At 54.6% G+C, this 14,284-nt stretch carries 10 protein-coding genes; 8 read left to right on the top strand and 2 right to left on the bottom strand.

All coding sequences use genetic code 11. The features are described 5' to 3' along the window. The first annotated feature begins 1 nt into the window (after nt 1). On the top strand, nt 2-1,549 hold the full coding sequence (locus FHS27_RS02770; protein WP_246419037.1) for a proprotein convertase P-domain-containing protein: 1,548 nt from the start codon (nt 2-4) through the stop codon (nt 1,547-1,549). A gap of 120 nt (nt 1,550-1,669) precedes the next feature. Here FHS27_RS02770 and FHS27_RS02765 read toward each other — a convergent pair whose 3' ends face one another. Beyond that, on the bottom strand, nt 1,670-3,319 hold the full coding sequence (locus tag FHS27_RS02765) for a FecR family protein (RefSeq protein WP_246419036.1): 1,650 nt from the start codon (nt 3,317-3,319) through the stop codon (nt 1,670-1,672). Then, nucleotides 3,316-3,849, bottom strand: a complete 534-nt coding sequence (locus FHS27_RS02760) for a sigma-70 family RNA polymerase sigma factor (RefSeq protein ID WP_184301450.1) — start codon at nt 3,847-3,849, stop codon at nt 3,316-3,318. The genes FHS27_RS02765 and FHS27_RS02760 overlap by 4 nt, the downstream gene beginning before the upstream one ends. A gap of 330 nt (nt 3,850-4,179) precedes the next feature. Between FHS27_RS02760 and FHS27_RS02755 the strand changes: the two genes are divergently transcribed. The 7 genes from FHS27_RS02755 (at nt 4,180) to glgX (ending at nt 14,220) form a co-directional block, all read left to right on the top strand. Then, nucleotides 4,180-5,409 carry a DUF1559 domain-containing protein gene (locus FHS27_RS02755; RefSeq protein ID WP_184301447.1) on the top strand — a complete coding sequence of 410 codons (1,230 nt, stop codon included), beginning with the start codon at nt 4,180-4,182 and terminating at the stop codon, nt 5,407-5,409. A gap of 218 nt (nt 5,410-5,627) precedes the next feature. Beyond that, complete coding sequence (locus FHS27_RS02750) at nt 5,628-5,825, top strand: hypothetical protein (protein ID WP_184302452.1); 198 nt, start codon at nt 5,628-5,630, stop codon at nt 5,823-5,825. Between the two features lie 3 nt (nt 5,826-5,828). Continuing rightward, nucleotides 5,829-7,265 (top strand): sulfatase, encoded by a 1,437-nt coding sequence (locus FHS27_RS02745; RefSeq protein ID WP_184301444.1) that lies wholly within the window; start codon nt 5,829-5,831, stop codon nt 7,263-7,265. A gap of 5 nt (nt 7,266-7,270) precedes the next feature. After that, nucleotides 7,271-8,722 (top strand): sulfatase-like hydrolase/transferase, encoded by a 1,452-nt coding sequence (locus tag FHS27_RS02740; protein ID WP_184302354.1) that lies wholly within the window; start codon nt 7,271-7,273, stop codon nt 8,720-8,722. Nucleotides 8,723-8,832: 110 nt separating this feature from the next. Continuing rightward, on the top strand, nt 8,833-10,479 hold the full coding sequence (locus tag FHS27_RS02735; protein ID WP_246419035.1) for a B12-binding domain-containing radical SAM protein: 1,647 nt from the start codon (nt 8,833-8,835) through the stop codon (nt 10,477-10,479). Between the two features lie 153 nt (nt 10,480-10,632). Further along, entirely contained in the window at nt 10,633-11,607 is a 975-nt protein-coding gene (locus tag FHS27_RS02730) for an SPFH domain-containing protein (RefSeq protein ID WP_184301442.1), read from the top strand. Between the two features lie 531 nt (nt 11,608-12,138). Further along, nucleotides 12,139-14,220 (top strand): glycogen debranching protein GlgX, encoded by a 2,082-nt coding sequence (gene glgX / locus FHS27_RS02725; RefSeq protein WP_184301439.1) that lies wholly within the window; start codon nt 12,139-12,141, stop codon nt 14,218-14,220. Nucleotides 14,221-14,284: the final 64 nt, after the last annotated feature.

Below are 14,284 nucleotides of genomic sequence, written 5' to 3'. Positions count from 1 at the left end.
TATGTCAGTCGTAAATGCGATCGCCGCCCGTGCGGGGGCGATTGGCGAGCGACGCTTAACGCGTGTGGGCGTGGCCGTCGTTGCCGCAATCATGTTTTGTTGCGTTGGTCAAAACGCCTTTGCCCAGGCCGGGCTGCGTGAATCGCTGGAGCGTCTCGATACTAACGGGAATGGCGAGATCGACCCGAAGGAGATCACTCCTCTGTCGCGTCCGTATTTGGAACGCATCGCGGAGTCTCGACGCATGTCGCTGTCGCGGCCCAACCCGATCGACAAACTGCAGGAAGCTGCACGAATCTACTTCGCCAAGCAAAACGGCGTGACCCGTGAAGAGGTGCGTCCGGAACGGGTTGGTCAGTTGCGCCCGTTCGGCACAACACGCGACGAACCGTTATTGCCTGAATTCGGGATCGGCGATGTGAAGTACCCGTATACCGAAGACGATCTCGACGAGGCCGAACGCGTGTTGCGGCGTTACGACCGTGATCGAAATGGTTCGATTGATCGTGCCGAAGCCCGTCGTGGCGATTGGCAATACCGTGATCCGTTCGACGATGACCTCAACAACGATGACCGGTTGACTCGTTTGGAGCTCGCCCAGCGTTACGCGCGACGCCGAATGTTGTCGAGCGATTCCAGTGAACTGATTCAAAAAGCCCGCCGGGCAGGCAACGGGATCGAACCATCGAAAGTGGATCCGCGCCGCGACGATTCTCGCGATCGGCGTCGGCGTGGCGGGAGCGCCCATTGGTTGTCGGCGAGTGTCTTCGGGCGATTCGATCAGAATCGAAACGGAAAGCTGGAACGAGAAGAGTCTGTCAAATTAGGAATGCGAGTTGCCGAAATGGATCTCGATCGTAACGGCGAGATTTCGCGAGAAGAACTTCACAACCATTTGGAACAAGTCCAGGAGGAGGCCGGCGGCCTCGGCGAAGGCATCCCTGGATGGTTTTACGAGCGTGACCTCGACCGAGACAATCAGGTTTCGCTAGCGGAATTTGCGTCGGAGCCGACGCCGGAATCGATCGCCGAGTTCGTGTCTTGGGACGCGAACGACGATGGGCTGATTACGACGACCGAATTGGCTGGGTTGCGCGCCGCGATCGGCGGAACGTTTCGCTGTGACGAGGGACAGCCGTTGCCGCCGGGACGCACGGTTATCTCCGAGATCGAAGTGGAAGAAGGGTTCTTGATTGCGGATTTGAACGTACAGATCTCGATCACGCACTCTTACACCGGACACCTGGACGCTTATCTGACTGGGCCTGAGGGCGAGCGGATCGAACTATTCACGGAAATCGGAGGCGGCGACGATAATTTCAACGATACGATCTTCGATGATCAGGCGTCCGAGCCGATCGTTAAAGGCAGGCCACCGTTTGAAGGGAGTTTCATTCCCGAAGGTTTGCTGAAACGCCAACCGGGGTTGTCTGCCTATAACGGAAAGTCGATTCAAGGAATCTGGCAGTTGGTGATCCGTGGCACACGCAGTGACCGGTTCGGAATGTTGCACAGTTGGAGCCTGCAGGCACGGCCGATCGAAGATTGAGGCATCTCGAAAATGGGGATGAGAGTTGGCTCGGGATCTGTCGGTCAAATTCACATCATCGAAATTCACATCGTCGGGAGAAAGCCAGGCCTGCGTGCTGTAGAACGTTCTATTTGAGATTCACTTGGCAACCGCGGCGATACCGTACATGTTGTATCCGCGTTTGAAATCTTGTGGTCTTTCGAACGAGCCGAGTCTTAGGTCTTGCGGTTCGCGAACGTCACGTTTCCAGATTGAGAACGTGTTGTCGATGCTGTTGGAGGGGCCAACGGCAATCTTCTTTTTTGGTTTGTAGCGGTTGGCACCCTCGTCGAGCCCGATGTCCATCCCGGTGTCGACAAACGTGTTCGACAACCACGCGGGGATTTTGGTGTTGTTGCTGAAGAAGATGTAGACCGATGCAGGGCGAGCGATGGTAACGTGAACACCGAGGTCACCGACAAATTTGTCGTCGTTAAATGGCAGCACATAGTCAGCCCCGATCAGCTCACGCGGAATTCCCTCTTCGTCGATCCCGTTCCACTGGTGCGTCCGGTCGACGAACGCGCGGCTGTCTTCGCGAAGTCCGGCGTGGACGATCCGGTAGAACATGCGGCTGTCCGGTTGGCGTTCGCTGATGTTGTCGCGAACGGCGGAAATCACGGGACGATTGTAGTGCAGCGGTGCGAGGTCGCGAACGCCCGGCATGCGTTGGTTGTCGATCGAAAACACGCGACTGGAACGCCCTTGGTGATCGACCAACGTCGCTTGCCCTTGCACGAGGTGTTCCCGTTTGGCGGCCGGGCCTTGTTCGTTTCGGGTGTTTGGTGATCCGAGTTCGATGTCGACTTCGCCTTCAAAGACGGCAACCTCGGTCTCGCCGGATTCATGGATCGCGATTCCGAACTCGGTCCCCAAATCGGTTACGCGAGCGACTGGCGTTTCGATCGCGAACCCTTTGCCCCCAGAGGAGGCTTTGGCGGTGATGCGTCCGTACGTGCAATACACTCGGTTTCGGTCTTGAATGTTTAGCAAGCAGGGAGCAAGCACCAGCGTTTCGACGCCCGAATCAAAAACCAGTTTAATGCGACCTTGGTTGAACGAGATGTTCTGACCGACGCCAACCCTGCTCAGTTCGTCGACGGCATTGGATTGACTATCCCATACGACGTTGGTGCATTCGACGAGCGTGGCGACTTCGGTCCCGTGTGCCGCGCCGGTCATCGCCGGAATGTCGGCGTCGCCGGGCGTGTTCATCGCGACGTGTTCTTGATCGCCGTTGCGATCGTTATTCCAGAACGCCAAGGTAACCGCCAACAACAGTGAAGTCGCAATCGCAAAGCTCGACGCCACGCTGGGGAACGTGACGGTGTAGCGGCCCGGTGATTCGCCTCCGGGTGTTTGAGCATCGTGTGCCCGTGAAGCGGCAGTGAGTTGCCTGTGTTCGTTGCGGTGCTCGCGGGCGATGTTTGATCGCGATTGGCGGTCGAAGGTATGGGGGGGCGCGTCGTCGGTGTTTTCACTGTCGCCATGCGTCATGTCGGTGTGTACGGCACTGCCCAGTACGCCGGATTTTGAAAATTCGTCGTCGGGGTGAGGCGGGACGAGACGCGACGCGATGTGTGTGGTTTCCTGCATATAGCGGATGTATTCGCGACGCATTTCCGAGTCCGAAGTGATCGCGTCTTGCAGTTTTTTCTGATCGTCAACACTCGCAATTCCCTCGAGTTGCCGGGTGACGAGGTCATGAATCAGCGTGAATCGTTTCGATTGATCGGGGGTCATACTCATGAATACAACTCCGCGTTTTGCAGCCGGTTTTCGATGCAGTGTCGCAACACTTTGCGAATACGTTGGGCCGATTTATAAACGGCATCGACACTGCATTTCATGGCTTCCGCGATCTGTTCGACTTGCCGATTGGGTTCATAGAATCGTGAAAGGAGTTCACGTTGATGTTCGGTACTGTTTTGGAGGCACTGATCGAGTGCTTTCAAACGATCTTGTGACTGTTGGGAAGTGAATTGTCCCTGTTCGCTTTCGAGACATTCGAGGAAGTCGTCGCCGAAGACCAATCGGTTGCGGCTGACTTTTTTGCGCCATGTCAGGATTTCGAAGTGAGCGACCCGGATCGCCCAGGCTGCGAAGTTGGAGCCCCGCTGAAACTTGTCAAATTCCAGCCACAGCCGCACGCTCGTCTCTTGCCAAATTTCGTCGGCATCACCCCAGCGAGGAACGTTGGCAAGGATGTAACCCTGCACCGCTCGTTGGTGCTGCGCGATTAGCCGTGCGAATTCAGAATGTTCAGTGTCGAGCGACATGCTAATAGGAACGCCCGTTGGTGGCGTGTGGGTTTTGCGACATTTGTTCACTGCGGGACTTGTGTACGCTGCGGCAATCATTCGCAGGCTATTGCAAGAGGGCACAAGCGTGGTTTTTTGGACAGGAAATGTGCCGTCTCAGGATGAAGAAAAGTTAATTCTACGAATGTTTGCAAAAGTTTGTCCAAAACAAATTGAGGGAGGCCCTTTTCCTTTATAGAGGGCGCATTGCGAGAAGAGGCAACGGTGTCTCGTTCATGCATGTCAGCCACAGATCGAAGCATGGTTTTCGATGCTTCCGTTTAGCTCCAATTTTTGAAGGAATTTTCGATGCGACTTTTTCGACGTCGACAGACAACTTCCGGCTTCACGCTGGTGGAACTGCTTGTTGTGATTGCGATTATCGGTGTCTTGGTAGGTTTGTTGTTACCCGCAGTTCAAGCAGCTCGCGAAGCGGCTCGGCGGATGAGTTGCAGCAACAATTTCAAGCAAATCGGTTTGGCGGTTCACAACTACCATTCGACCTACGACTCCCTGCCTATTCACGGAGCGGGAACCCACCCCCAGACAGGAAGGAATGTTTGGTCTGACCGAAATGACTCGTCGAATCGACGACTAAGTTTTCTAGTTGGAATCTTACCGTTCATGGAACAGCAGGCTCTCTGGGAGCAAATTTCTAATCCGAGTGTCGTGCGGACAGATGGAGATACCTCTGCGACCCGAGGTGTTATCGGCAATCCGTGGCCTGCGATGGGGCCAACCCCCGAAGAGATTAACTACATTCCTTGGTTCACTAACATTCCCGCGTTGCGATGCCCGAGCGACCCGGGCGTCGGGTTGCCCGCGTTGGGGCGAACGAACTACGTCGCAAACCTGGGCGATTGTTTTTTAGACGGACGCAATGGCCCGCTTCCCGTGCGTAATAATGAGGTCGTTCCCTATCAGGAAGATCCCACCTATGCGTTGGAGGCGCGGGCGAAGAACCGAGGCTTTTTCAAAATTCACGAGCGCAGCCGATTCCGTGACATCCTCGATGGACTAGCGAACACGATTTGTGCTGGAGAGATTGCCACTGATTTGGGTGATAACGATATCAGGACCATCGGATATGATATTGGTGGGAGTTCCGACCAAAGCAAGATCGTGCTCAACCCTTCTTTCTGCAGCGATGACAGCACACCGTTGATCGATCCGGCGCGACCACAGTTTTGGCTCGCGAGCTCTAACCTTTATGACACCATCGCTGGACGTGGCTACCGATGGGCGGAATACCTGCCAAACTTTGGCGGCTTCTACACGGTGCTTTCGCCGAACTCGGAAACCTGTGGGATCAGCGTTACCTCCAGCACGCTCGGTTCAACGTCGAGTCGTCACCAAGGTGGTACCCACGTTTTGATGGGCGATGGCGCTGTTCGTTTCATTACCGACTCAATCGATGCCGGTAACTCGCATGCCCAAATGATCTGGTCTGGAAACACGCCTGGTGCTGCAAGCCCATACGGTTTGTGGGGCGCTCTCGGAACGCGAGCTTCGAAAGAAGTCATCAGCGAAGATTTCTAATCGAGCCATTAGGCTCCGTGTTAGGAACGTCTTCGGTTTGGGGACAGACGCCGATGTTTCAATCATGAGCGTTGGTGATCAATCATCGCTCTGAATTAAATGCCGTCGGTGTCCCCCACCTCACTTTTCAGATTGATGTCAGTTTGTTTCATCACGCGTCGATCGTATGCGTGATGGCAAGTTGCCTTCTTGTCACTATCTATTAGGAATTACCCACAATGAAACGTCTGGTCGTCTGTTCTTACTCTTGTCTGTGGTTGTTATCGCTTTGCCTGACTTTGGCGGTGTGTACGCAAACAGGATGTGGCAACTCCGGAAACTCCCTATCGCAAGATGTGACTCCTAGTGACATCGAGTCTTACGAGCAAATGTTGAAAGAGTCGCAAGAACGAGCTAACGCGGAAGAAAAGGAATAGCAGATGCTGTTGCTTCGGTTGGAGGGGGCTCGATGGCAGTTCTCGTTCTTGTTCATCGGAATGCTTGGGCTATCGATCGGCGATGCAGTGTCCGCCGATGGTGCTGACTCAACGCGGCCCAACGTGCTGTTCTTGGTCGTTGACGACTTGAATGATTGGGTTGGGTGCCTGGGCGGAAATCGTGATGCTCGGACTCCCAACATTGATCAGTTTGCTGAGCAGAGCGTTCTGTTTCGAAACGCCCATTGCCAGGTCGCGTTGTGCAACGCATCGCGTACGTCAGTGTTGACGGGCATGTATGCGTCGACGACCGGAATATTTGCAAACAGCTTGAAACACGCCGGTCCGGTCTATCAGTCCGCGACGCAAATGCCGGTATGGTTTCGTGAGCATGGCTATCGAACCATGTGCATGGGCAAGATCTACCACAACGATCACGGCAAGAAAGCATACTGGGACGAAGTCGGACCCAAGACGTTACGGTGGGGCCCGGAACCGCCGGAGGGACGCCAATTCACGAAGCGGTTTGGTGATCGCGTCCAAGACTCGTTGGCCTGGGCGGCACTCGACATCGAGCGTGGTGAAATGCCGGACGAGCAAATTGCCACGTGGGCGAAGACCAAACTCGAAGAGGAACATCAGCAGCCGTTTTTTCTCGCTCTGGGGTTCTACAAACCGCATACACCGATGACCGCGCCGAAGCGTTACTTCGATCTGTTTGATCGAGAGAAGCTAGCGATGCCGGAGGTGCTCGAAAATGATTTGGATGATGTCCCGGAGATTGGGAAACGATGGGTGCTCGACCGCAGCGATTTGATCGCCGATGACGCCGTCGACCAATACAGCCCGACCTATCGACGTGAGTTGGTGCATGCCTATCACGCCTGCGTTGCTCTGACCGATGATTGCATCGGACAAGTGCTCTCGCATCTGAAGAATAGCGAATATGCGGACAACACGATTGTGGTGTTGTTTTCCGACCATGGTTGGCATCTCGGTGAAAAACATCACTGGCGAAAATGGATGCCATGGGAGGAATCGACTCGCAGTTTGATGGCCCTGCATGCGCCCGGCGTCTCTCGCGATGGAAGTGTTTGTGATCGCACCGTCGGTTTGATTGACATCTACCCCACCCTCGCCGAACTGTGCGGCCTCGATCCGCCCGCACAACTCGAAGGCGAGAGCTTTGTTCGTTTGTTGGTCGACCCGAAAGATGAATGGACACGGCCTGCGTTAACCTCGACGAAAGCGGGCAATCACACAGTTCGATCCGATCGGTGGCGCTACATTCGCTATCGAGACGGTTCCGAAGAATTGTACGACCATGAGAAAGATCCCCACGAGTGGCACAACCTTGCCAACCAACCCGAATTGCAACCGGTCAAGGAACAACACGCCCACTGGATCGACGTGTTGACCGAAGGCGAAATTATCGAATGAATACCATGAATCACAGCCTGATTGTTTCGACGCTCAGCGTCGTTCTGTTTGCACTCGCGACATCCCTCTCCGTCTGCGCGGCGGATGAAAACCCCGAAAGCACGGCGGATTCGGCACTGCCTTCGACGCCCAATGTGATCATGCTAATGAGCGATGATCAGGGATGGGGCGATGTGGGTTTCAACGGCAATGAAGTTTTGCAAACGCCAAACCTTGATGGCATGGCGGCTTCCGGTGTGCGGTTCGAACGATTTTACGCCGCCGCGCCGCTCTGCTCGCCCACCCGTGGCAGTTGTTTGACAGGGCGTTATCCGTTTCGGTATGGAATTCTCGCCGCACATACTGGCGGGATGCGAGTGGGCGAAACGACCATCCCAGAGATGCTCAAGAAGAAGGACTACCGGACCGCGTTCTTCGGGAAATGGCATGTCGGGTGGGTGAAGGCGGACGAAGTCAGCACGCGAGGTTTTTATTCACCGCCGTCGCATCACGGCTTTGACGAATACTTCGCGACGACGAGTGCGGTACCGACTTGGAACCCGACTGTCACACCACAGGGATGGGACAGTTGGGGCGGCGAAGAAGGTGAACCGTGGAAAGGCGGGTTCCCCTATGTTCAAAACGGCGTCGAGGCGAAAGAGAATTTGGACGGCGACGACAGTCGTGTGATCATGGATCGCGTGATTCCGTTCGTCGAGGCGAATAAGGATCAGCCTTTCTTGGCAACGGTTTGGTTCCACACGCCTCACGAACCGGTTGTTGCGGGGGAAGAGTACAAGAAACTCTATCCCAAATCTGGCAAAGCGAGGCAGAATTTGTACGGATGCATCACCGCGATGGACGAACAGATCGGTCGTCTGCGGGCAAAGCTTCGTGAACTGGGAATTGAGAAACGAACGATTGTCTTCTTCTGCAGTGACAACGGTCCTGCCGACGGGTTGGCGAAGAAAGGCGTCGCGTCCACCGGCGGCTTTCACGGACACAAACACACGATGTATGACGGTGGATTGTTGGTGCCCGCGTGTGCGGAATGGCCAGGTGTGATTCCGCCGGGAACGTCCACCGACGCGAGATGTTCGACGGTCGACTATCTGCCGACGATTGCGGGCATCTGCCTCGGCGATTCGGCGATCAAAAAGTCGCTTCCGATCGATGGTGTCGATCTCATGCCATTGATGACAGGCAAAGTCGACATGTTGGATCGCGACCTCTTCTTCGGTTACCGGCGTCTCGTCCAAGGCATTGATGGCAAAGCTATCATTTCAGGAGATTGGAAGTTGCTTCAAGAAGCCAAGAAGGGCGGCAAGACTCGCCTCTACGATCTGAGTAAAGACCCGTACGAGGAAAACGACCTGTCGGCCGCTTCTCCGGAGCGGTTGTCAGTGTTGAGTCAAAAACTCGCCGAGATCGAAGCCAGTTGCCAACGGAGCCGAGACGGAGCGGACTACCGCTACTAAATCGCAAACGCGGTTCAGATACAAAGATCGGCAGCGGTTGAGGATTCCTGGTACAACGAAGGACGGTGTTCCGCGTTGGTGCTGAGTCTCCTCGAATCGGGCTGTCGGATATGGTTAAGATCGCGATTGTTAATCCAGCGTTCGAGGTCTCGTACTGGGGGCTCGAACATGCACAGCCGATGTTGGGCCGGCGAGCTAACATGCCCGTGGCCAGTTTGCCGTTGCTCGCGGCACTGACGCCCGCCGAACACGACGTGACGTTGATCGACGAAAACGTGGAGCCGATCGACTTCGAAGCCCTTGCCGATTTTGACTTGGTCGGCGTTACCGGAATGAGCGTGCAGCGGTTCCGAATGGCTGAAATTCTGCAAGAGTTGAAATCTCGCGACATCTTTGTGGCACTCGGCGGGCCCTGGGTCACAGTCGAAGAGGACTACTTCGAGGACCTCGCCGATGTGATCTTTATCGGCGAAGCCGAGACGACATGGCCGCAATTCTTAGACGAGTGGCAACAGGGCACTCACCGATATCGGTATGAACAGACCGCGCGGACCGACATGTCGACGGTGCCTACACCTCGGCACGATTTGTTGAAAAACAAATATTACATGTTCGGCAGTTTGCAGTTCTCGCGTGGGTGTCCATTTCAATGTGAGTTCTGCGACATCATTGTGACGTTCGGGCGGAAGCCACGCATCAAGCAACCATCGCAAATTATCGACGAATTGGAGTGTTTGCGCCGTGAAGGATTGAAAATCGCCTTCATCGTCGATGACAATCTGATCGGAAATAAACGCGGGATCAAACCGGTGCTGAAAGAGGTCGCAAAGTGGCAGGAGGACAATGGCTATCCACTCGCCTTCAGTACCGAGGCATCGTTGGATTTATGCGAAGACGATGAGTTGATGGAGTTGATGGCGCGGTGCAACATCCAGTCTGTTTTTATCGGGATCGAAACTCCGAACGAGGAATCGCTGAAAGAGACAAAGAAGTATCAAAACGTGCGTGAACGCGGCGGCACGATGCTCGAAAAGATTCATCAGATCCAAGACTTCGGGATCGAAGTGTGGTGTGGGCTGATCGTCGGTTTCGATAATGACACCACTGAGATATTCGAAACGCAGAAGACGTTTCTCAAGGAGTCACGCATTGCCCATGCGATGATCGGTCTGTTGCACGCGATCCCCAAAACACCGCTGCACGCACGATTGCAGCAAGAAGGTCGGCTCGACACGAATGACGACCAGGCGTTTGGAACCAACGTGATTCCGAAACAAATGACACGCGAAGAACTTCGCGACGGCTACATCGAAACGATGCGACACGCGTATCAGCCTGATGTCTATTTCGATCGACTCGATGATTTGTTCATCACAGGCGGTTTTCGAACACGCGTTTTTGACACCGATCACTTTCGTGCGCGCCCTCTGCTCCGACTCCGCCAATCGGCGTTTTATTTCGCCGGATTCGCGGTGTTGTTTTGGCGATTAATGCGACACACGCCTGATCGAGAATTACGACAGATCTATCGCTCTCGGATCCTCAACGTGGTGCGACAGCGGTTGACCGACCCGGCGATCTATTTCTACTACGTGATCAAGTGTGCGATGCATTATCACCATCACAAAATGACGGCCGATATCATCGAGCATCCTGATACGTTCGTGTCGACGATCGGGAAGTCCATGCGAACCAGCACTCCGGCTGTCGAACCACTCGCATTGCAGGTTTTGACAAAACAGACGACGTGCCCGTGATTTTGGTGTGTCGGAAACCTGCGTGTTCCGATTCGCAGGCAATTTGCGCCCCCGATCCGGTCATATGAAGCCTGTGAGAGAGTCGCAAACGGCCGTTGGGCCCATCGGGTCCGCCGTTTATTGTCTTGCCCTCTAACACCCAGGTGACATTCGATGTCGAACTCTTCTATTCATTCGAGTAACTCTTCAATATCGGGCGAGCATTCCGAGAAGCTGATCGTTCCGGGAACGGGATGGATGGCATTGGCGGGATGCCTGGGAGCCTTGGGTTTGGGAGCGATTCTGTTGGTCAGTGGAGCGATTTCCGAGAATGCTGTGTCTGCGATCCTGGGAGTCGTGATGATTCCGTTTGCACTGATCGGTTTGTTCGGGTTGATGGCGATCGCACCGAACGACTCGCGGGTGTTGCTGTTGTTTGGAGATTACAAAGGCACGGTCAAGCAATCGGGATTCTTTTGGGTGAATCCGTTTTATTCGAAGAAGCGGGTGAGTCTCCGCATTCGCAACTTCGAAACGGGCTCGACATCCAATCCGGAAAAGAAAGACTCCGCGGGCACGGTCGTGCAACAGAAATCACGCTCAGCAAGCCGGCCGTCAAAGGTGAATGATCGCGACGGCAATCCGATCGAGATTTCAGCGGTCGTCGTTTGGCGAGTGGTGGATACGGCCGAGGCACTGTTCGAGGTGGACGACTATCAGAACTTTGTGGAAGTTCAGAGCGAGGCCGCGTTGCGTAATCTCGCGACGCGTTATCCCTATGACAGCGAGGACCACGAGGAGTCACTTCGTGGAAGCACGGACGTGATTTGCAGTAGGCTCCGCGATGACATCCAAGAACGACTTCACACCGCTGGGGTGATGGTGATCGAAGCACGGATCAGCCATCTGGCATATGCGGCCGAAATCGCATCCGCGATGCTGCAGCGTCAACAGGCGGGCGCCGTCGTGGCCGCACGTACGAAGATCGTCGACGGGGCTGTCGGAATGGTGGACATGGCACTCGATCATCTCAAACGAGATAACATCGTCGAATTGGATGATCAACAGCGAGCAACACTCGTCTCGAACCTGCTCGTCGTCCTTTGCAGTGACCGGCACACACAACCGGTCGTGCAAGCCGGTTCGTAGTCCGCATGTCGAAAACATCGAGGCAATCTCTGTCTCGTTTCCTGGACGATCGTCCGTTTAGCATTTGCGACGCGTTTTGAGTCGTTGATGATACCGTGTTGTAATGCAAGTTTGTCCGTGTTGACGTAAACCGGAGCGTCGACCGTCCGTGGTGAGGGCAGCCCCGTGAAAACACGATTTCAGCGGCGAATTGAATCTGAAAAGGAGGCAAACGTGGAAGTCCGGCAAGGCGAGTTCGGCGAGATGACCTTGAAGCGACCGAGGTGACGCGGGGGGCAAATCAATCAGAATAGATTCGCAAGGCGATGGCGAATCGACTGACACAGGTTGGTTTCGGTTCGCTGTTGGTGCTGTGAGGAAGGCCAACGTTGATTGGCAGACGACGTGCGGTAACTTTCATTTTGATGCTCCTGCGGAGCGTCCCTAGGTCTCGTTACCAGTTACGATGTCGCATTGCGAACCCCATGAAGTGGAATTAGTGTTTCGCAATCGCCCTGTCGCATCTAGTCGCTTTCCGTTTGAGTCGTTGTCATGGATTCCAGTATTTCACCCGGTATCACCTATCCACTCGGCGCGTCGATTACCCCCGATGGAGTGAATTTCAGCATTCATTCCAAGAGTTGCTCGCGGATGGAGTTGTTACTGTTTGATGACGTCGATGACCGCGCCCCCTCACGGATCATTCGTCTCGATCCCGTTCAGCACCGGACGTTTCACTATTGGCACGTGCATGTCGACGGACTCGTGTCGGGCCAGATTTACGCATTTCGAGCTCACGGCCCGTTTGATCCTGATCATGGGTTGAGATTCGACGGCGAAAAAGTTTTGTTGGATCCGTACGGACGAGCGATCGCGGTTCCCAAAGCGTTCGACCGAAAGGCGTGCGCTCGACCGGGGGACTCGTCGCCTTATGCGATGAAGAGCGTCGTTGCGGATTTATCAGCCTACGATTGGGAAGGCGACCTGCCGCTGTATCATTCGTTCAATAAGACGTCGATTTACGAGATGCATGTTCGTGGTTTTACCATCGATCCCAGTTCGGGTGTGGAGGAGAAGAAACGCGGAACGTACGCCGGTTTGATCGAGAAGATTCCCTATCTGAAAGATCTCGGGATCACCGCGGTGGAATTGTTGCCGGTGTTTCAGTTTGATCCGCAGGAGGCGCCGGCGGGATTGAGCAATTATTGGGGATACAACCCGATGGCGTTCTTTGTCCCCCATGCCGACTACGCGTCGGTGGACTCGCCGCTTGCCGTTTTGGACGAGTTCCGAGACATGGTCAAAGCGATGCACCGGGCGGGCATCGAGGTGATCTTGGACGTCGTGTACAACCATACCGCGGAAGGAAATGAAGCCGGCCCGACGTACAGTTTCAAGGGACTCGAAAACCAAGCCTATTACATCTTGGATGGTTACCAGGATTCCACCGGTGTCAAACGATCGCAATATGCAAACTACAGCGGTTGCGGCAATACGCTCAATGGCAATCATTCGGTCGTTCGACGATTGATCCTCAGCAGCCTGCGGTACTGGGTGGAGGAAATGCACGTCGATGGGTTCCGATTTGATCTCGCGTCGGTGCTGTCACGGGATATCAACGGGCACCCGCAAGCCAACCCGCCTATCTTGTGGGATATCGAGACGGATCCCGTGCTCAGCGGAACGAAGCTGATCGCCGAAGCCTGGGATGCGGTCGGGCTCTACCAGGTCGGGAATTTCTTTGGTGACCATTGGAAAGAGTGGAACGGGCAGTTTCGCGACGACGTCCGCTCATTCGTCAAAGGCGACGCCGGTACCGTTGGTACGTTCGCCAAACGGTTCCTCGGCAGCCCCGATATCTACGAACATCGCAACCGAGAGCCGGAACAGAGTATCAACTTCGTGACGTCGCACGACGGTTACACGATGAACGATCTCGTGACGTACGAAGCGAAATACAACGAGGCCAACAAAGAAGGCAACCGTGACGGTCATAATGAGAACGTCAGTTGGAATTGTGGTGTGGAAGGGCCGACGGACGATCCTGAAATCGAACGGTTGCGGATCAAACAAATCAAGAACCTGTTCACCATCAATGTGCTTGCGTTCGGCGTTCCGATGTTGGTGATGGGGGACGAAATGCGTCGCACCCAATTGGGCAATAACAACGCTTATTGTCAGGACAACGAAATCAGTTGGCTGGATTGGAGTTTTCTTGAGAAACATGCTGGCATCCATCGGTTCGTCAAATACCTGTTGGAATATCGCAGTCGATTGCCCGAACGTTCGGATCCGAATCTAACGCTCACCAACGTGATCTCACGCTCTCAAGTCCAATGGCACGGACGCGAACTGCACTGTCCGGATTGGAGTGATCAGTCTCACAGTATCTCGTTCACGATTCCGACCGCCGACAGTTGGTACCACTTGATTTTCAACACGTATTGGAAGCCGATTGAATTCGAGTTGCCTCAGGTTCCCGCCAAATTCAATCCATGGATGCGGATGATTGATACCGACCTGCCCTCACCGGACGACATTGGCGATGGAGTCGAAATCGGAGACAAGTTGTCTTATCTGACGCAGGCCCGGTCGTCGGTCATCTTGCTCGCGCGGCGGAAACAACGTGGCTGAGCCGTGATTAAATCGCGTTGATGCACGACTGGGAATTTTTGTGGTATCGCGATGGTGTTACAAT

Origin of the sequence: Aporhodopirellula rubra (genome assembly GCF_014192335.1) — a bacterium.
GTDB classification, from domain to species: domain Bacteria; phylum Planctomycetota; class Planctomycetia; order Pirellulales; family Pirellulaceae; genus Rhodopirellula; species Rhodopirellula rubra.
The sequence above is the reverse complement of the archived record's forward strand: the minus strand, read 5'-3'. Positions and strand labels throughout refer to the sequence as shown.